16 protein-coding genes are annotated in these 19,208 nt (G+C 64.1%); 6 read left to right on the top strand and 10 right to left on the bottom strand.

The window, feature by feature from the left end; all coding sequences use genetic code 11:
• Window positions 1-4 precede the first annotated feature (4 nt).
• The 3 genes from QW379_03835 to QW379_03825 are packed head-to-tail and all read right to left on the bottom strand — an operon-like array spanning window position 5 to window position 2,065.
• Window positions 5-166, bottom strand: a complete 162-nt coding sequence (locus QW379_03835; protein ID MEM2869538.1) for a 30S ribosomal protein S27ae — start codon at window positions 164-166, stop codon at window positions 5-7.
• Window positions 167-214: 48 nt separating this feature from the next.
• Window positions 215-652 carry a 30S ribosomal protein S24e gene (locus tag QW379_03830; GenBank protein ID MEM2869537.1) on the bottom strand — a complete coding sequence of 146 codons (438 nt, stop codon included), beginning with the start codon at window positions 650-652 and terminating at the stop codon, window positions 215-217.
• Window positions 653-670: 18 nt separating this feature from the next.
• Window positions 671-2,065, bottom strand: a complete 1,395-nt coding sequence (locus QW379_03825) for a glycosyltransferase (GenBank protein ID MEM2869536.1) — start codon at window positions 2,063-2,065, stop codon at window positions 671-673.
• Between the two features lie 166 nt (window positions 2,066-2,231).
• On the opposite strand from QW379_03825, the gene QW379_03820 reads away from it, so the two are divergent.
• On the top strand, window positions 2,232-2,924 hold the full coding sequence (locus QW379_03820; GenBank protein MEM2869535.1) for an ABC transporter ATP-binding protein: 693 nt from the start codon (window positions 2,232-2,234) through the stop codon (window positions 2,922-2,924).
• 184 nt (window positions 2,925-3,108) lie between these two features.
• On the top strand, window positions 3,109-5,754 hold the full coding sequence (locus QW379_03815; GenBank protein MEM2869534.1) for an FtsX-like permease family protein: 2,646 nt from the start codon (window positions 3,109-3,111) through the stop codon (window positions 5,752-5,754).
• 144 nt (window positions 5,755-5,898) lie between these two features.
• On the opposite strand, the gene QW379_03810 is transcribed toward QW379_03815, so the two are convergent.
• Window positions 5,899-7,173: a hydroxymethylglutaryl-CoA reductase, degradative gene (locus QW379_03810; protein ID MEM2869533.1), complete on the bottom strand. Its 1,275-nt coding sequence runs from the start codon at window positions 7,171-7,173 to the stop codon at window positions 5,899-5,901.
• Window positions 7,174-7,236: 63 nt separating this feature from the next.
• On the opposite strand from QW379_03810, the gene QW379_03805 reads away from it, so the two are divergent.
• Window positions 7,237-8,211, top strand: a complete 975-nt coding sequence (locus tag QW379_03805; protein ID MEM2869532.1) for an endonuclease V — start codon at window positions 7,237-7,239, stop codon at window positions 8,209-8,211.
• Window positions 8,212-8,346: 135 nt separating this feature from the next.
• Complete coding sequence (locus tag QW379_03800; GenBank protein MEM2869531.1) at window positions 8,347-9,276, top strand: 2-dehydropantoate 2-reductase; 930 nt, start codon at window positions 8,347-8,349, stop codon at window positions 9,274-9,276.
• Window positions 9,277-9,715: 439 nt separating this feature from the next.
• Here the strand turns inward: QW379_03800 and QW379_03795 are convergent, their stop codons facing one another.
• The 6 genes from QW379_03795 to QW379_03770 form a co-directional block, all read right to left on the bottom strand.
• Window positions 9,716-9,874: a hypothetical protein gene (locus QW379_03795; protein ID MEM2869530.1), complete on the bottom strand. Its 159-nt coding sequence runs from the start codon at window positions 9,872-9,874 to the stop codon at window positions 9,716-9,718.
• A 714-nt stretch (window positions 9,875-10,588) separates the two neighbouring features.
• Window positions 10,589-11,452: a hypothetical protein gene (locus tag QW379_03790; protein ID MEM2869529.1), complete on the bottom strand. Its 864-nt coding sequence runs from the start codon at window positions 11,450-11,452 to the stop codon at window positions 10,589-10,591.
• Between the two features lie 90 nt (window positions 11,453-11,542).
• The gene (locus QW379_03785) at window positions 11,543-11,995 is read right to left on the bottom strand and encodes a single-stranded DNA-binding protein (GenBank protein MEM2869528.1); all 453 of its coding nucleotides are present in this window, start codon (window positions 11,993-11,995) and stop codon (window positions 11,543-11,545) included.
• Window positions 11,996-12,078: 83 nt separating this feature from the next.
• The gene (locus tag QW379_03780; GenBank protein MEM2869527.1) at window positions 12,079-12,945 is read right to left on the bottom strand and encodes a metallophosphoesterase; all 867 of its coding nucleotides are present in this window, start codon (window positions 12,943-12,945) and stop codon (window positions 12,079-12,081) included.
• Between the two features lie 227 nt (window positions 12,946-13,172).
• Window positions 13,173-13,352 carry a hypothetical protein gene (locus QW379_03775; GenBank protein MEM2869526.1) on the bottom strand — a complete coding sequence of 60 codons (180 nt, stop codon included), beginning with the start codon at window positions 13,350-13,352 and terminating at the stop codon, window positions 13,173-13,175.
• Between the two features lie 196 nt (window positions 13,353-13,548).
• On the bottom strand, window positions 13,549-13,854 hold the full coding sequence (locus tag QW379_03770) for a PqqD family protein (protein ID MEM2869525.1): 306 nt from the start codon (window positions 13,852-13,854) through the stop codon (window positions 13,549-13,551).
• Window positions 13,855-13,887: 33 nt separating this feature from the next.
• Between QW379_03770 and QW379_03765 the strand changes: the two genes are divergently transcribed.
• Both QW379_03765 and QW379_03760 read left to right on the top strand, forming a co-directional pair.
• On the top strand, window positions 13,888-14,610 hold the full coding sequence (locus QW379_03765) for a hypothetical protein (GenBank protein MEM2869524.1): 723 nt from the start codon (window positions 13,888-13,890) through the stop codon (window positions 14,608-14,610).
• A gap of 121 nt (window positions 14,611-14,731) precedes the next feature.
• Complete coding sequence (locus tag QW379_03760; GenBank protein ID MEM2869523.1) at window positions 14,732-19,204, top strand: hypothetical protein; 4,473 nt, start codon at window positions 14,732-14,734, stop codon at window positions 19,202-19,204.
• Window positions 19,205-19,208 lie beyond the last annotated feature (4 nt).

The following is a 19,208-nucleotide window of genomic DNA, read 5'->3' as shown; positions in this document are numbered from 1 at the left end:
GGCATCATTTCTTCGGCGCGTTGCCCTCCTTGAATTCTGTGTAGCCACACTTCCCGCAGGAGGTCCTGTCCGCGTGTACGGCCAGAAAAACCCCCGGCCCGCACTTCGGGCACCACTGGTTCCTGCGCTGAATCTTTCCGCCCACGACAGTGTAGTAGCGCGCTATGGTCTCCTTTTTCCCGCCCTTCTCCTTCTCGGCGATTCCTCATCCCCCCTACTTCTTCTGAGGCGGCGCGCCTGGCGCCTTCTCCTCCGGCGTCGGCGGCTCCTTCGCGCCCTCCGGCTTCGCTGGCTTCTGCGCCTCCGCACCCTCCTTTTTCGGCGCCGCCTTGGCCGCCTTAGCCTCCTTGAGTTTGTTCCGCACGAGGGTCCTGTCGCGCTCGACCCTCATCGCCCTCTCTCTCGATTTGTATATCTTGGCGTAGCCGAGGGACTCCTGCTTCCCGAACTGGGATCTCATGTGGTCCACGATGACCAACTCCTTCTTCTCGTTGAGCATCGCGGCCAGCCTCTCGCGAACGAGTTCCCTCTCGGGCGTCTTCTCGCCCGGGTGGACGACCCTGAAGCGGACCTCCGTCCTTTCGAGCAGCGGGTTCTCCTTCCTTGAGATCACCACTACGTCCATCCCTCTCCCCTTTCCGGCCCGGACCATAACGAGGGGTGTATTTAGCTATTTCGTCGGAGCGCTCCTAGTCTTCCCCTCCGCCGCAACGCGCTTGACGATGGCCTCCATGACGTCGATGCACCTTTTCAGGCTGTAGCGCGTCTGGACGTCCTCGACTATCCATTTTCTATCGAGTGACTCGCATTTCTCAAGCGCCTCGACCGCCCCCTCCTCGGTAGCGTAGAGAAAGCCGTTCCTACCCTCGATGACAACCTCGGGGGCGCCGCCCACCGGTCTGGAGACCACCGGTAGCCCGGACGCGAGCGCCTCGAGGAGCACAAGCCCGAAGCCCTCCCAGAGCGATGGAAAGAGGAAAGCGTCCGCGGAGGCGTAGTGGGTCGCGAGCTCGCGGAAGCCAAGACTGGAGACAATGTGCATCCTCCCATCAAGGCCACACCTACGGATGAACCTGCGGAGCCGGGCCTCTTGGTTCCCCTTACCGATGAAGAGAATTCTGTCCTTCGGGTGCCTCTTTGAGTGAGCCTCAAAAATGCGCGCCGCCTCCATCACGTTTTTGCGCGCCGCGAGCCGTCCGACGAAGAGCAGTAGCCTCCCGTCGCTCCCCACGTATCTCGCCCTGAGGCCTTCGTCTCTGAGCGAGGGCGAGAATAGCCCCATGTCGGTGAGCTGAACCTGCTTGAACACGTTCCCCCTCGCGCCCAGAAAGCCCTCTCTGACAAGAACGCGGTCGAGGATGCCGCAAACACCTGCTCCATTACCCTCCGGCCCACCGGGGGGCGGCCGGGTTTCCTCCTCTGGCGCTCCACCGTCGCGGAATTCGCCGGCGGAGGTGGTGCGCGGGCGGGAATGAGAGGTGGAGCCTGTTCCCAGCCCAGTCCTACTCTCCTGCCGGAGCGCGTGCCTCATCCTCTCATTCAGAGCTCTTATCTCGCTGTCGCACTCGACCACGACCGCGTCGGAGCGCAGGAGCGCAAGGTCCTCGTATTTATCGTATCTGCCGGAAATCGTCAGGACCGCGAGGTCGTTGATTCCCGACACGGAGGTCAGCGATATCTCCCCGAGCCTGAGCGTGCTCCTTTCGCCCGCCCACGTACCGCACATCTTCGTGACGCAGGGGAACTTGAGTGTCTCATAGTCCCTCTCCCTGAGCAGGGTCATATTGCCGAATATCACGGCCGCGTCGAAGCCGCCCTCCCTGTTGACCTCGGGCACGGCATTTTTTCCGAACGAGAGGGCGAAGGCCATCGGGAGCTTAAGCCACCTCACCATATGGATGACCACACCATCGCGGTTCCACACCGGCGGGAGGGAGTGGCGGCGCGTGAAGACGTGGACCTCGTGCCCCCGCTCCGCGAGCCTGTTCGCCAGGGTGTGGGCTGCGCTGCCCACGCCTCCCCAGTGGTATGGGGGGTACTCTGATGACAGTATCGCGAGCTTCATCGGACCAATCTGGGTATCCGCGCCGGGAGTAATATCTTTGCCCCCACGCCCCGACTCGGGCGGGCCCATGCGCGAGCGGCGGGCGCGCATCTTGCTGGGTCGTGCCCCATGAAGGCTCGGGCCAGAAGGAATATATATGAGCCCTGGACCATTCCCGGGCGGGAGCATGGCAGAGGATGTGGCCGTCAGGCTTGAGGAGGTCCACAAGGTCTACTATACCTCGAGGCTCCCCGTGGTCGCCGTCAACGGCGTTTCGCTGGAAATCAGGAGGGGCGAGTTCGCGGTTCTCATGGGCCCGTCGGGCTGCGGCAAGTCCACCCTCCTTCACCTCATGGGGGGCGTGGACAGGCCGACCAGTGGCAGGGTCTTCGTGGACGGCCGGAATTTGGCCCGGATGTCCGATAACGAGCTCTCCGACTTCAGGAGGGATCGCGTCGGGTTCGTCTTCCAGTCCTATAACCTGATTCCCTCACTCACCGCCCAAGAGAACATCGAGATGCCGATGGTGATAAAGGGCCTCCCAAAGAGGGAGAGGGAGGAGAGGGTCGAGAGAATTCTGAGGCTGCTGGACATGAAGGACAGGGCCGACCACACCCCCTCGATGCTCTCCGGCGGCGAGGAGCAGAGGGTCGCAATAGGGAGGGCTCTGGCGAACGACCCGACCATCATCCTCCTCGACGAGCCCACAGGCAATCTCGACAGGGCGGGGGGGAGGGGAATTCTCGAGTTCCTCTCGAAGCTCAACAAAAAGGAGGGGAAGACTCTCTGCATGGTCACCCACGACCCTGAGCTCGCGTCGTTCGGGACGAGGGTCCTGCGCATGCTGGACGGAAAAATCGTCGGGGAGGGTGTGGGATGAGCTCGCGCGGAGCTCTTGACGCGGCCCAGGTGCGTGGGGGGCGGGCCGAGGGATGTCGTCCCTCCCGGAGCTTGGAGGAGCCGTGAGGCGCGCTCCCGTGGGGCGAGAGCGGCGGATGTGAGGCATTGAGCGGAATCTGGATATCGATGGGGATACCGACCACACCGGCTACGGGGGGGTGGGGATGAGGGAAGGGGCCTATCTTCTCAGGGGAGGATGGCAGAGGGGACGGTATGCCCTCGGCGCGGCGAGCCTAGTCGTCTCCACGACCATTATGATCGCGATCGGGGTGGTCTTCGCAGGTGGCCAGGCCGAGTTCAGGTCCTTCTTCGAGAGGGCCTACGCCTACGACTTCGAGATCGCGCGGGCGCGGGAGACCCTAAACGCCTCTCTGCTCAATGTCTCCGAGGTCGGTGAGGCCGTCCGCGGCGTCGGTGGAGTAGAGGGCGTCTACCCCTTGCTCGCGACCGTGCTCTTCACAATTCCCGACGGAAACAGCACGGTTACCCCTCTGGTCGTGTACGGCACCACCGGAGACTACAGGGCGGGGAAGCAGAAGGGCCTTCAGGGGAGCTACGACCTGAGCCCCGGGAAAGCCGTACTCAGCAGGAAGGCCGCGGGCAGGCTCGGCCTCGGCGTAGGGGGGAGGCTGGGCCTCCGCCAGCTACTGGGCCCCAGCCCCGCGAACCTGAGCCTGAACATAACGGGCGTGGCCGAGCTCGAGGGGAGGTTCCCGCCGGGCGTGGAGGAGTATGCCATCACCGGTATAGACTTCCTCGCGGAGCGGCTCAACCTCACGGGGCTCGCCACCTCTGTTCTGGTGACCGTCGATTCCTCGCTCTACGACCTCAGCGACCCCTCAGACCCCGCGCGCGGAGTCCGGGAGGTCGGTAAAAGAATCGCCCTCAGACTCGGGCCCGGCTACACCGTCACGTCGATGAAGAGCTACATCATCGAGCAGAGCGTGCAGGGCACGAGCTTCTTCGGAATCATGGTGTATGTCTTTTCGGCCTTCTTCCCGGCCGTCGCGGGCATAATGGTCGCATCCGTTCTCAATCTGTCCGTCGAGGACAGGGCCCACGATCTAGCGGTCCTCAGGCTGCTGGGGGCGAGGAGGTCCGCGGTGGCGGGTGTTGTGCTCTGGGAGCTGGGCCTCATCGTGCTCCTGGGCTTGCCCGCAGGCGTGGCGCTCGGAGTCGCCCTCCCCTTCGCCTTCGCGGGGTCGGTTCTCGCCGGGGCGAGGGCCTCCTCCATCGCGTCCACGGTGGCAGCGCAGGTCGCCATCTCCCTCGCCGTGCTCCTCCTCTTCTCGTTTCAGCCAATGCGCCGGGCTCTCAGGAGCAGCCCGATCGACGCCGTCAGGCGCTCGAGGCCCCTCGGCGAGCTCAGGTTCAGGGCCGACGGGGGCCTGGACCGCAGAATTCCACTAGCGGGGCTGGTGCTCTTCGTAGCGGTCGCCTACTCGACCCTCGCAATACCATACATCCTGATATTCTCGAGCGGGATGGAGATTCTCTTCTACCTGCTGGTCTCGGTGATGGTGATGCTTGTCTGCCTGAGCGTGGCGGCTCTCGGGGTCTCGACCAGGCTCGAGACGGGCATGATCGCGTTAGTGGCCCCCCTGACCGCGAGGGTGAATAGGCTGGCGAGGAAGAGCGTGCTCAGGTACGCGCGGCGCAACCTCTCGACGAACATTATCTTCGGTGTGGTAGTGGCTATACTGATATTCTTCACTTCGCTCATCTCGACCGTCAGGGGCTCTATCGAGGACACGGCGAGGTACGAGGCGGGCGCGGACATCAGGGTCAGGAGCGCCTACGACATGCCGGAGTCGCAGCTCGAGGCGCTTCTAGCGACCCCGGGAGTGGAGAGGGGCGCGGGCGTGGGGCCGCCGGTGGATGCGGAGCTCGGGGCGCTCGTGGGTCCGTCGGGAGTGAGGGTCAGGCTCTACGCGGCCGACTCTTCCTTCCCAGCGGCCTCCTACCTCTCCTCGGCGGACTTCCGCCAGGGGGACCCCACGGCCTTCGGGCTCGATAACTCCAGCATCATCATCAGCCGCTCGCTCGCCACGGCCCTTAACGCGGGCGCCGGGGACGTCATAAGAGCCTCGAGGGAGGACAGGAGAAGCCTCCTGACCGTCAGGGCGGTCCTGAACACCCTCCCCGGCTTCCCTTTCGAGGTCTCCCAGACCGCGAGGGCCGTGGACGAGACGCAGGCCGCGTTCGTCTCCTTCGAGCAGCACAGGTTCCTCTCGAACCAGAGCGCGCCCGCTAGGTACTACTCGAGCGTTTTCTTGAGGGTCTCGCCTGGGAAAGACCCCGAGAAGGTCGGGGAGGAGCTCCTGCTTCGCTTCTCGGACAGGCAGGGCGTCAGGGTCTCGGTGACGAAAGCCACCGTCAGGTCCGTGACCGAGGCAACGGCCTTTCTGGACGTGATTTTCTCCTCCGTGCTCCTCGGGATGATGATGGTGGCGGTCTTCTCCCTGATGTCCAACCTGTACGCGTCGATAAAAGAGAGGGAGTTCGAGATCGGCGTGCTCAGGTCCCTAGGCTTCAGGAGAACCCAGATACTCGGGTCCTTCCTGCTCGAGGGCGTGGCGGTGGCGCTGGGCGCGGTCCTGCTCGGAATTCTTGTGGGGCTGGTTGTTGGCTTGATGATGGTCTGGTTCATCGGGCTCCTGAGCGTCACGGGACTCAGATTCGTGGTCCCGTGGCACATCATCGCGCTCGTGCTCGGCGTGACTCTGGTCTCATCGGTTCTAGGAATTCTCCTGACCTCGCGTCAGGTCGTCAGAAGGGAGCTGATAGAGCTGGTCAGGAGGGCGGAGTGATTCCTCCGCCCGAGAATTCGAGAGCCCTCAGGGGTCTCCCTCCGCAGGTTAGGCGGGTTCGTCAACGTGAGGACGAGCTTCTCTCGTTCGGACCACGGTTCTCTTTCCCGAAGCTCGGGTCTCAGGATGTCGGAACGGGTCGGCTCAGCCCGCGCGCCTCAAGTACTCCTCCAGAAGCTCCCTCGCCCTGTCGGCCCTGACCTTTCTCTCCCTGACCATCTGCTCCGCTATTCTATCGACCAATTCCCCGCTCGCGCCCGCGGCTATGGCGACGTTGCGCGCGTGGAGGCTCATATGCCCCCTTTGAATTCCCTCACTAGCGAGTGCTCGCAGGGCCGCGAGGTTCTGGGCCAGCCCCACTGACGCGATTACCATCGCCAGCTCCGCGGCGCTCTGGACGCCGAGTATCTTGAGCGCCAAGCGCGCGGTTGGGTGGGTCTTCGTGGCGCCACCAACGATTCCCACGGCCATCGGGAGCTCGATTGTTCCAACGAGGTTGCCCTTCGGGTCCTTCTCATAGCTCGTGAGAGATGTGTACCTCCCTGAGCGGGCTGCGTAGGCGTGCGCGCCTGCTTCTATGGCGCGCCAGTCGTTGCCGGTGGCGATGACGACGGCGTCTATGCCGTTCATGATGCCCTTGTTGTGAGTGGCGGCGCGGAAGGGATCGGCCTCGGCGAATGCCCAGGCGCTCAGAATTCCCTCGACGACCTCCTCGCCCCCAAGGGCCTCCCTGTCGAAGACCGCGCGGGCCCTCGCGATTCTGTGGACCGCGAGATTTGACAGTATGCGCAGGTAGACCTTGCCTCCGGTGATTCGCTCGATGAGAGGCGCGACCGCCTCGGCCATCGTGTTGACCGCGTTCGCTCCCATCGCGTCGCGAGTGTCCACGAGGAGGTGCGTGATAACCATCGGGCCTCTCGCCGTCTCGACTATCCGGACCTCTAGGTCCCTCGGGCCCCCTCCCGCCCGAATGAGGACGGGGTCCTGCGCAGCCGCGAGCTCCAGTATTTCTTTCTTCGCCTCCAGTATCCTCTGCCTCGCCGAGCTAGGGTCGGAGGTTCCTACGAGCTGAACCTGTGCGATCATCATCGGCCCCGAGAAATCCGCGGTGAAACCCCCGTGCGGCCGGGCCATACGCGCCGCGTTGGAGGCGGCTGCGACCACGGAGGGCTCCTCAATCACCATTGGGACGAGAACATCTTTTCCATTGATGAGAAAGTTCACAGCGATGCCGAGGGGGAGTGTGTAGCCGCCGACGACGTTCTCTATCATCCTCTCGGCGGTGTCGCGCGGGAGTCCCCCCGTGCTGCGCAGCACCTGAACCTCCTCCTCGCTCAGGCCCGCGAATTCCTGAACGATTCTCAGCCTCTCCTCCGCGCTCTTTTTATAGAAACCCGATATCTCGGAGCTCCGCTTCATCCCTGCACCGCGGCGGGAAGGGAGGGGAATGGTAATAAACCTTGTTAACCCTGCCGGTTCCCGATGGAGATACCTGACCTTGCTGAATATACCTATGACCTCCTCAGCCAGGTCCCCCCGGGGCGCGTTACAACCTACGGCGCGCTTGCGGAGGCGCTGGGGGCGAGGGAGGCGGCGCGTCTGGTCGGGGAGCTGATGGCAAAAAACCCCTACGCCCCGGAGGTGCCCTGCCACCGCGTCGTCCACTCCGACGGGAGGCTGGGGAAATTCAGCGCGCCGGGCGGCTCGGGCAGGAAGGCGGAGCTGCTGGTCTCAGAGGGCGTGGAGGTCAGGGATGGGAAGGTAGTTGATTTTGAAGCGAGGCTCTTCACAGACTTCAGGACCGAGCGCCCCTTGGCCGCCCTCAGGGAGTACCAGCTCTCGCTCATCCCGAAGCTCAAGTTCACCGACGAGAGGGAGCCCTATGCCAGCCTTCTGGCGGTAGACGTCGCCTACACTCCTTTTGGGGCCTTCGCCGCGGGCGCGCTCCATGGCCTGAGGGAGGGGGCGCCGGGCCCGACGGTGGCGATACACGTCGCTCCCCGGTTTCCGTACATCCCGACATTTCTCGGCTTCAGGGAGATTCCAGCGATAAGGGCTGTGCTCGACCTGCTCCCCGCCAGACCCGACGTTCTCCTGCTCGACGGCAACGGGACCCTGCACCCCATGGGCGTTGGCCTCGCCTCCCAGGCCGGGGTGGAGCTGGACATCCCAACGGTCGGAGTGGCGAAGTCGCTCCTGTGCGGAGAGCCGGTGGAGCTTCCCACGGAAGTCGGCGGCTCTTCGGAAGTTCTAGTGGACGGAAGCGTCCGGGGTTATGCCCTGCGCGTCTCCCCCTCGCCCCGCGGAATCGTATATGTCTCCCCGGGGCACTTGGTCTCGCCCCGAAAGGCACTTGAGCTAGTGAAGGGGTTGGTCGAGGGGGGCCGGGTCGCGCCGCTCTACAGAGCGCACACAGCGGCGAGGGAGGCTGCGATGAGTTTCCATTCGGGGGATTAGTGGGTCTCCAGCGTTCGTTCTCGGGCCCCGCCCTTTCCGCGCTCGAGCCGCGCGGGCGAATTCGGTAGTCGGTAGAGGGGACACACCGCCGAGAAGTAATAAAATTTATATCCGGTCGGCCGCCTGGGGGTTTGGATGAGGGTCCTGGTCTATGGAGCCGGCTCGGTCGGGAGCTTCTTCGGCGGCCTGCTCTCCGAGAAGTACGACGTCACCCTGCTGGGTCGAAAACAACACATGGAGGCCATTGAGCGCGGCGGTTTGAGAATCACCGGTAAAACAGAGAAGGTCGTGCGGCCGAAGGTCTGGCACTCGCTCGGCGACCTGAGCGACATTGATCTGATAATCCTAACGGTGAAGGCCTACAACACCGAGGCTGCGATGAGGGACATCGTGCCCTACATCCGCGAGGACACTATGGTCCTCTCGCTCCAGAATGGGCTCGACAATGTCGAGACCATCAGGCGCGTGATGAAGAAGGAAGGGCACATTCTCGCGGGGGTCACGTCCCACGGCATAATGCGCGCCGAGGACGGGCACATCGTCCACGCGGGCGTCGGGGAGACTGTGGTCGGCGACGTTGTGTGGACGGAGAAGGAGAGGGCCGCGAAAATAGCTGAGATGCTCAACTCCGTCGGAATCCAGACCCGGACCACGCAGAACATCTGCGGTGAGATGTGGGCCAAGGCGATCGTGAACGCCGGAATCAACCCGATAACCGCAATCACAGGCCTCCGGAACGGGTATCTCCTGAAGGTGCCTGCACTGACCGCGCTCCTCGAGAGGACATGCTCAGAGGCGATCATGGTGGCCGAGGCCGCCAGAATTCGGCTCCCACCCTGCAACATCATAGAGAAGACGAAGGACGTGGCACGGAAGACGGCGGAGAACAAGTCGAGCATGCTGCAGGATATAGAGCGGGGTCGAAGGACCGAGATCTGCTCCATAAACGGCTACATTGCGGAGATGGGCAAGAGGCATGGCGTGGACACGCCCGTGAACTCGACGCTCACCGCGCTCGTGAAGGGGATCGAGGAGACCGCGAGGAGGGAGGGGCCGGGGGTTTGAGTTGGGGGGACGGTGGGGACTCCGACGGCGACAGTTTCCCCGTGGCTAGGGCTGCTGAGTCACCTGCATTATTGCTGCCCGGCCGCCCACTCGAGGGCCGCGAGGGCGGAATGTTGTGGCGGAATGTTTTTCTCCTACCCGACGCTCCCCACAAATGCCCTTTTGATGTCCCCGTCGGGCCATAAGCTCCTCCAAATTCGTTTTCCTTTGGGGGTTGCCCAGGGTCGAGGCGCTCTTCCCGATTGCGCTTGAGAAGCTGCAATTCTTTGAGACACTCCTCCCCTTTGAAAACGCGCGGAGCGAGGCGTGGGCTGAGACCGCCCCTCGAAGCGAGGTCATTCCTGCGACCCCGCAGCCACTTCAGATAGGGCGGAGACTCATCAGAGTTGCGAGTGCCCTCCCTCCGAGTCTGAACCCAGCCAAAGTATCAATATCGCTCTCAATATCTCTCCCAGTGCAGGCGGCTAAGCGCCACGGAGCCGAGCTCACCGCTCCTCCTCACCACGGACTGCCGGAGCTTCTCCACATTCGAGGAGAGCTCGCTGAGAACCGCCGACCTGTCCAGACAACTTTTTCTCTCCGCTTTATCGTGCTTCAACAAATGCTGCCAACAAATGCTGGAGGGATTACAGGTATTAGAAAGAATATAACAGGACACGAATTCTTCATTTTCATATCGTTGCGTCGCAGGTGATTCGGCAGCTGTTTCAGTAACCATCAGAGTGTTCGCCTTCCTTATACCACATAATTTCCCAACCAACCCGATTTGCTATCGCAACCCCCTCCCCCTTTTTGGCCGGTGGCTCGATGCGTCCGCTGGAATAATAATTGTGAAGAGCGCGACATGCAGCATCCAGTCTATCTTTCCGGAATACGGCGGCGGCTACGGCTGCAAATGGCTCAGCACGAGCTCGGTGCTGTGACATTCCCGACTGCTTCACGTACCTCGATAATTCGACGATAATGATTTGATTATAATGATTCGTTTCTCGCCCTCTCCGGAGCCGCCGTGACCCAGTCGTCACACATCGCGCATCAACGCCGTTTTGCCCATCTACAAATCCTCTCCGCCAGAGCCCCCGGAGCCAGTCAATTCCCCAGCCACCAGACCGAACCTCAATCGACGCTCGGGAGCCCACCCCGCCCTGCTCGATGGCCTAGCTCGCGCGAAAACTCTACAGTTTTTGGAATCGACAAAATCCCTGTCGGATTCCCATCAAATTCATAAAAATGGTCCCGAGATGTGGGCGGGTGTCACGCTTGGATTTCCCCCAGCGATCAGTATCCGCCGTACCTATTATCCGCCCTTCTTCTATTCTCCTCCAGACCCGCCTGATTCCCTTGCGGGCCCCCCGTCCTCATCTCCCTCGCTCCCCGCGGGTTTTTTCGAGGCCGCCTTTCCCTCCCCTCGCGCGGTACCGGCCTCCTTCTGGACTGGGGCCTCGCGTGGAATCAGCTGCGGCGGGGCCCTCAGGCTCCCCTTGAAGAATAGCCTTGGGTCTGGCTCCTCCTCCGGCCCTTCTTCCCATGCCGGCTCCCTTTTCTTTACCTTGACCACTCGCTTCAGCTTGTCCCTCATCTCTGGGGGGAGCTGGTCGGGCGCGGCCCCGCCGAGGTCAAGGATGTTCTCGACCTCCGGAAGGCGCTCGGCCGCCCCGGGCGTCTCTCCCACGGTCGCGGTCCCCTCCTCCTCCGGCCCCGTCGCTGGCGGCCTGCGGGTGGTCTCCGGGGCTCCTTTAGGGACAGAGGGGTGTGTCTCGGGAATTCCGCTCCCACTCCTCGCGGCTCCCTCCAGGGCTGGGGCGGCTGGCATCCCCAAGGACTTCACTGGCTCGGCTCCAGCGTGCCGAGAGTCTCCAGAGGGCTCCCGGGGCCGCGTGGGCGGGGGCAATCCCGTCACATCCTCAAGTCCACGGGCCCCCGGTCCCTCCGCGTGGAGCCCCGCGTGCAGCCCGGAGGCGCGCGGGGCTGTAAGGAGTTGCATCGCCGCCTCTCTGTTCGTCAGGCCGCCCTCGGAGGCCACGGAAAGAATCTCATCCATCAGCTCAGCAAAGCGCCTGTGGTACTTCACCGGCAGGTGCCTCTTGAGCGTCCTGAGCAGCGCCTCGTCGAAGTCCGTCCCGCGCGCTGAGGCCCCGAGTGCCTCCTCGAGCAACTCTACGTCCGATTGCCTCATGACCCGGCCTCCCCTTCCCCGGCTCCGCGGCCGCGGAGCCGCCCAGCGCGAGCAGGCGGAGATGATGGCGCCCGCCTCAGCCCGCCGAACTCAGAACCGGGGCCTTCTCCTCTCGTTCTCCCTCGGTCCCCTCCCCCACCCCCCCTCGCGATCCTCGAACCGCTCCCGCCTCCTCTCCATCGGCCACTCCTTCTCGCTCATGTCGAGCTCTGTGCTCACGACCTCCATGGGCTGGTCCGACTTGCTCAGGGTCCCGTACTTGCCGATGTTCAGCCTCATGTGCCCGCGGAAGAGCGAGATGTAGCCGTTGTCTATGTAAATGACGTCCCCCTCCTTGACGGTCCCGACCTGCTCCTGCCACAGGGACATCACGATCGTCCCCGTCTCGTCCCCGATCACCGTGTCCGAAACGCGCCTGGGCGGCCCGTATCTGGACGGGACCTCCCTTACATCACCCAGCTTCACAACCTTCGCAAGGACATTCACCCTGCTGTGCTGCGGGGTGAGATCCTTGATTTTCGTCAGCTCCTTCGTCTCCACCATGGCTACTCCTTCTTGCTTCTTTCGGGGCGCGGGACGCCCCGTTTTTGAAATCGCGGAGAGAGTATATAAGGGTTAGGAGAGGCTCAGCATTCCAGCTCCCTGAGAGAGGAGAGGGGTCCGAAGCCCAGGAGCTCTCCTCGGTCCGCGGCGAAGGCCTCCATGCGCCCCACGTCCATTGCCCTGAGAACAGGGGACGTGATTGGCCCCCGGGCGACGTCGGCGCCGGGCGCGAGGGGGCTGAGCGCAGGAAGAACTAGAGTAGCGGAGGCCCTGTCCACGAGAAAGGCTGGAGCACCGACCTGCGCCCCGACGCGGTCCCTGAGCCTGAGGGAGGGGTGCTCGTGGGCCAGTATCTTCGGGCCGCACCAGCGTTCCAGCGCCGTAACCTCCTTGTGGCCGTGGAGCACCAGCACTCCCCCAACCTCCATTTGCAGGGGCAAGGGCCGGGGCGAGATGATGCTCTGCAGGTAGTTGTCATGGTTTCCTCGGACGAGGGCCACATCCGCCCTCGAGTCAAGGAAGTTCAGGACCTCCTCGACCTCCCTCCACTCCTGCGCCGAGGAGCGGCCGAAGTTGTGCTTGAAGTCGCCTGCGATCACGACCAGCTCCGGACGGAAAATGGCGAGAGCCCGCTCCAGCCTCTTGACGATGAGGGGCTTCTGCCTCCTCGGGAAGCAGGCCCCGTCGGCCGCGGCGACGGCCTCGAAGCCCATGTGCAGGTCCGCCAGCACGAGGGCTCTCTCTGATTTTATGAAGGCGCAGAGCGCGCCCGAGATGAGGACGCCCGAGAAGACCTCGACAGGGTCCCTGAACACGCCGGCCCCCGCAGGCGGTTTTCGAGGCGTCGCCGGTCCCGCCCCCGGGTCGGCTCCCGGTGCGCCCGCCGCCTCCTTTCCCCTGCCGCCGTCCATCATCCCGGCCCCGTCCCCGCCGGAGAACTCCCTCTCCATTTTACCCACCCCCGCTGGCCGGATGGAGGGCGGGGGCCCCGACTCCGGTTGCTGCCGCACATCACGCTCCTGACCTCCCCCTTCCCTCTTTCCTCAATCCTTTGTCTCTCGCGCCTCCGGCTCCCTCCCCTTCCTGCCCCGCCCGCTCCTCCCCCTCTTTAAATTCTTTCCCGCTCTTCCAACTTTCAGCCCTCCTTTTCCGGGGGCTCCCTCTCCTTCCTCCCCCCTCAGCCCTCCCTCTCCTGAATCACCAATGGCCCCATGTACTGGCACCTCTTGCAGTGGTACTTGTAGCCCGTGATGAGGCCCGCCTCGTAGTACAGCTCCCTGCTCCCGCACTGCGGGCACCTGAGCACCTTCCTCCCCGGCCCGCGCCTGCCCTTCTGGCCTCCTCCCTTCACCTTCACTCGTCCTCACCTCCCGCGCCTGCGCATTACCTGCGCTTCACCGCATTCATCCACCCTCGCCTCCCGCACCCGCACCTCCCTTCCTTCCCTTCACCCTCACTCCCCCCGCACCCGGCCATGACCGCTTCCCTCCATGCTCCCTCCCGCTCGTGAGGCCTCAGTAGTGCACTTCCCACTCGCCCCATCTGCCCCCTGCTCAGCCCGTTTCCGGCCCGCGGGCCTTCTCACTCCCCCAGCCCTCCGCGCCCTCTGGCCCGCTCGCCCCTTTTATCTCTCCGCCCTCCACCTTCTCCTTTCTCAGGTATATCAGGTTTCTGGCGAGCAGCATCTCGAGGAACTTTGTAACGCGCGTCAGGACGGGCTCGAGCTCCTCCCTGTACTTCTTGTCCATCTCGTCGCAGATTTCGGCCACAGTGTGCCTCCCGTCGCAGAGGAACCAGATATCGCTCCCGGGCCGGTCGAGCCTCCTGCGGATTTCGGGCGAGCCACCCAGTTTCTTCATCAGCCAGCGCTCGAGGCGCGTGAGGTCCTTCGAGTGGGTGATGACGACTATTCCGTCCGGGCCCCTCTCCCACCTCAGGGGAGGCCCCTCCCTCCTGACCGGGACCGCGCCGAGCAGTCTTGCGATGCGCGGGGGTATGGAGGGCGGGGGAGGAGTTCCAACTGGCCAGGCGGGTTGGGCGCCCGGAGCGCACGGCGCATCAGGCCCGCGCGCAGGGGGAGTCTCAGCGGGACGGGCGGGGGGATATGGGTCGGGTGGCGGCGTTGCGCGACCCCGCGCGCTCTTCTCCCGCGCCCCGGCTCTCCCGTCGCTGAGGGGCCCGGTCCGGGCCCCGGCGGGCCCCCGCGCCCGTCTCCGGGCGGCGTGGAGCAGGATGACGACAGAGGGAGCGGCGGCCGTGAGGAGGGATGTGGAACGGACGGGGCGCCGGGCGCGGCCATGAGGGGAACGCGCGCGATTTTCGAGAGCGGGCGCCGGGTGTGCGGTTCTACGCCGGGCGGGACCATGATGGGGATGTGTTGGGGCGCGGGGGCGGGGCTCTTCTCTCACGGTAGCACCGTCCACGCGAGAATTGCGAATGCCGCGGTCGAGATGATCGCGACGGCGGCGCAGGCCCTCGTCCGGGCCCGGCTCTGCCAGACGTTCCTCGAGACCCATGTGAAGGCGCCGAACGTGAACGCCATTGCGAAGAGCGCTAGCATCAGGATGTACGGTGTGTTCAGTCCCGGCCCCCCTGCCCCCCCGGGGCCCCAGTAACGATATCGGGTATCAATATAAAACATCTGCCGGTCCGGGGGGGACAATTCGAAACCGAACCATAAACGGCTTTTATACTCTCCCGTCATGGACGTATCAAAACGAGTGAGGGGCGATACGAATGGCTTCGAGAGCTTGTCTCGGGAGCGCCGCGCTGCTCCTGACCGCACTGGCCGTCTGCGCGATTCTCATCGCGGTTCCCGCCGCCGGCGAGGAGGGCAGGGACGCCGGGCGCGGAACAGTGAAGAACATGGTCCTCTGGCTCCACTGGGACCCGACCAGCCCGACTGTGAACGGGAAGGCGACCCAGCTGACCTTCAACACGAGCCAGTACTGGGCAAAGACCAACTACACCATTGACGGCGACAAGAATCTGGTGATGGACTTCTACATGGTGCCCGTGCTCGCCTCCGACCTGACGGTCAACGGCACCGTGACCGTCGGTTTCTGGGGGAACTACTCCGGCTCCAACAACAACTTCCAGGTCCAGATAACCTTCTCGGAGAGGAACAGCACGGGCGCGGAGAACTGGACCTCCACGGCCTTCAGCGCGAACTACAACCCTGCCTCGGCCCCGCAGTACTACTCCTTCGATATCCCGGGCTTCAGGCACACCTTCGCCTCTGGCTCCACGATACACATGAGCCTTCAGGTCTCGGGTGGGTCGGGCATCTACAAGGCCATTTATATAGACACGGCCACGAACAACAGCCGGGTCGTTCTTCCCTGCGAGAACTATCTGGAGGTCCAGTCGGTCAGCACCTTCGACCCGGACGGGAACCCCGAGTCGGGCTTCCAGAGCAACGCCCCAAACACCACCGCCGTCATCCGCGCGACCGTGACGGACCCCTTCGGCGGCTACGATATCCGCTGGGCGAGCTGCACGCTCGTCGGCCCCTCCGGGGCAACCATTATCGACAACGCCACGATGTACAGGGTCTTGGGCACCCCCGTGTCCTTCTCCAGCACCTATGAGCTTGCGTGGAACTACAGCGGCGCCGACCCCGGTCGCTACAACATAACCGTGTGGGCCGTGGACAACAACGGCTACTACTATTACCACTACTTCATGAACTACAACTACGGCCCCTACGCGGTCAGCAACAGCTCCTTCTTCTTCATAGGCACCCCGCGCTTCGTCAACGTCCTCGCGCTGGACTCGACCGGGCAGCCCCTGAGCGGCGCGGAGGTTCAGGCGACGGTCCTCGAGAGGGTGGTGGACAGGAACCTGACCGGCCCCGCCGGCCTGACGAACCTCTCGATGCAGCCCGGGCCCTACGTGTTCAGGGTCTACTGGAGGGGCGTGCGCGTCGCGAGCGAGCTGGTTGAGGTGACCGACAACGTGACCGAGCTCAACCCCCTCGTGCTCTACTGCCGGGTCTACTACCCGACCTTCCGCACCGTGGACAGCAGGGAGACGCCCCTCGAGGACGCGGCAGTCTATGTCCACTACCCCAACGGGAGCGCCTCGATTCTTCCCTTCAGGACTGACGCGAGCGGCGAATTCTCCCTCTACCAGACGCCCGCCGGCCCCTACAGGCTCAGCATTGTTTGGGGAGGGGTGGAGGTCAATCGGACGGTAGTCGTGGTGGATGGCAACGAGACCTACACGATTCACACGAGCGTGTTCTACCTGAGCCTCAGGCTCGTGGACCCGCGCGGGGGCTCGGTGCCGAGTGCGCAGGTCGTTGTCACGGACAGCTCGACCGGCATCGTCGCAGACTCAAAGCTCTCCGACATCGAGGGCCGGGCGGTGTTCAGGCTCGCGATTCGGCGCTACGACCTCAGAGTCGTCTGGAGCGACGCCGTTGTGAACGAGACGGCCTCCATTCTCGTGGACGGGGAGATGGAGATGGAGGTCGTGTGCCGCATCTACTACCTCACCGTCCGGGCTGTGGACTCCAGGGGCGCCCCGCTCGAGAGCGCCCTGTGCACCGTGACGGGCTCGGGGAGCCTCAAGGTGATGGGCTCGGGGCTCAGCTCTCCGGAGGGCGAGGTCGTCGTCAGGGTGCCGACTGGCCTCTACAACATCACGGTTCACTGGAGGGACCTGCCGGTCTATGAGGCCGGGGATGTGGATGTGCCCGACGACACCACCCACGTGGCCGGGTGCCGGGTCCACTACCTGACCATAGTCACAGTCGACTCGAGGGCTCTTCCCCTCGAGAGCGTGGAGGTGCGGGTCAGCTCCGTCGCCACCGGCCGCATACTGGACTCTAGGAGAACCGGCGCCGACGGCAGCCTGAGCTCTCGCCTCCCCGCCGCAGAGTTGCTTATCGAGGCGAGCTGGCATGATGTCCCTGTGAACAGGACAGACTCGTTCAACCTGACCGGTGACGGGGAGCTGGTGGTCCGGTGCAGCGTGCACTACCTGACCATCTCCGCCGTTGACGATAGGGATGCCCCGGTCGAGATGGCGCAGGTGCGCATCGGACTCGCGGGCAACGGGGCGCTGCTCGACGCACGGACGACGGACTACGGCGGCATGGCCGTCTCGAGGCTGCCCGCCGCGCCCGTGAGCATTTTGGTGCTCTGGAGGGACGTTGTGGTCAATGAGACACCCCTGTACGAGGTCACCGGGGACGACTCACTCCTCATCGTTTGCGCGGTCCACTACTTGGACGTCCTCGCGGTCGACTCTCGTGGCATTCCTCTCGACGACGCCTACATCCGCGTGAGCCTGAGCGACGGGAAGCTCGTCGAGAGCCTCAGAACCCCCCAGAGCGGAATTGTCACGGTCAGGGTCCCGGCGGGGCCCGTGAATGTGTCGGTGACCTGGCTCGGCGTCCCGGTGGGCTCGGTCACGGACCATAGTGTCAACGCCAGCCACCTCCTCACCCTCCGCTGCTCCGTGTACTATCTCGAGGTAGGGGCCGTGGACTCCCGCGGCGCCCGCGTGGAGGCCGTCCAGCTCTCGGCCTTCAGGCTCCTCTCTGGCAAGCTGATGGGCGCGTGCGCCACTAACGAGAGCGGCGTGGCGACCTTCAGGTTGCCGGCGGATAGGTACAAGCTCACGGCGGTCTGGCAGGACCAGCTCGTCAGCCCGGACACCGACTACGAGCTGATCGCCGACGGCTCCCTGACGATAAAGTGCTTAATCCACTACCTCACCGTCAGGCCCGTGGACTCCCGGGGCAGAATTCTCGAGAACGCCACGGTAGTCTTCAGGCAGGAGTTAACCGGGAACGTTCTCGACACCGGCGTCACCGGCGCCGACGGGCAGGTCACCGCGCGGCTCCCGGTGGGGCGCTACACGATTCTCATCACTTGGAGGGACGTGGCAGTCAACGAGACCATCGGGTTCGAGCTTGCGCTAGACCAGAGTGTGACGGTGCAGTGCCGGGTCTTCTACCTGACCGTCGCCTGCGCCGACGTCGACGGCGTCCAACTCCAGGGCGCGGAGATACTGGTATGCCCCGCGGGCAGGCCCGAGCTGGCGACCTCGCTCGTCAGTGGCGCGGATGGAATGGCCGTTTTCAGGTTTCCGGCGCAGGTCCTCGATATCGTGGTCCGCTGGAGAGGGGTGGAGGTGGGGTCAGCCGCACATGCACTCGACTCCGACGCGGCCCTCCCGGTCTCCTGCAAGGTATTCTACCTGACTGTGAAGGTCTTTGACAGGGACGGCAGGACTCTGGAGGGGGTCCAGCTCACGGTCTTCACCCTGCGCAGCGGGCTGGCGGTGGACGTCGCGGACACGGCGCTCGTGGGCCCGTCGGGTCGCGCGATCTTCAGGTTGCCCGTTGGCCAGTACAGGGTCTTCGCTCACCTGAGAACGACCTATCTGCTCACGCCCGTGGACCAGACCGAGTCGCGCGGGGTGGACCTGACGGGCTCCCAGACCCTCCGCATCACCTTCGACGGCTATCCGATTCCTGTCCACACAAGCAACGCCTTCATGACCGCGCTTCTCTTCGCGCTCGTGGTGGTCGCCTTGCTGGCGGCGATGTACTATGTCTACAGGAGGCTCGTCAGGAGGCCCGGGCAGAGCCGGCCCGAGATTGCGGTCGGGGAGGCCGGGGCCGCGGGGCTCTCCAGGGAGGAGGAGAGAAAGGCCTTCCCGGGCGAGGAGGAGCTGGAGGAGAAGTACAGGAAGGAGGCGGAGGGGGACGTGGCGGATGAAGAGGGCAGGGGCGGGGTGAAAGAAGAGCGGGGAGAGGAGAAAGAGGGCGCAGGAAAGAAGGAGCTCGTGGAAGAAGAGAAAGCGAAGAAGGATGGGGGCGAGGGCAAAGAGGGCGCGGGAGAGAAGGATGTCGGGGGAAAAGGGGAGGAGGGGGTAGAGGACAAAGAAAAGAAGGAAAGAGGGGAGGATGGGGTAAAAACAAAAGAGGAAAAGAAAGCGGCAGAGAGGGCAAAAGGGCCTAAAGAGATGGAGGGGGTGGGGAAGGAAGAGGAGAAAGTACGAGCCGCGGGAGGGAAAGGGGCAGGAGATGAGGGAGCGCAGTTGACAAGAGAGGAAACGACGGGGAGGGGTGGTGATGAGGGAGGGCGAGGGGCCGGAGAGAAGGAGAAAGGGGGGAAGGAGGGAGGGCCGGGCGCGACGAGGAGCGCTTACACCGTAGAGACGCTGATTAAAGAGCTGGAGAAATTCCAATAAAGGT

This window comes from Thermoplasmata archaeon (assembly GCA_038851035.1).
Taxonomy (GTDB): domain Archaea; phylum Thermoplasmatota; class DTKX01; order VGTL01; family VGTL01; genus JAWCLH01.
Note: the sequence above shows the minus strand (reverse complement) of the source record. Positions and strands in the feature narration are given on the sequence as shown.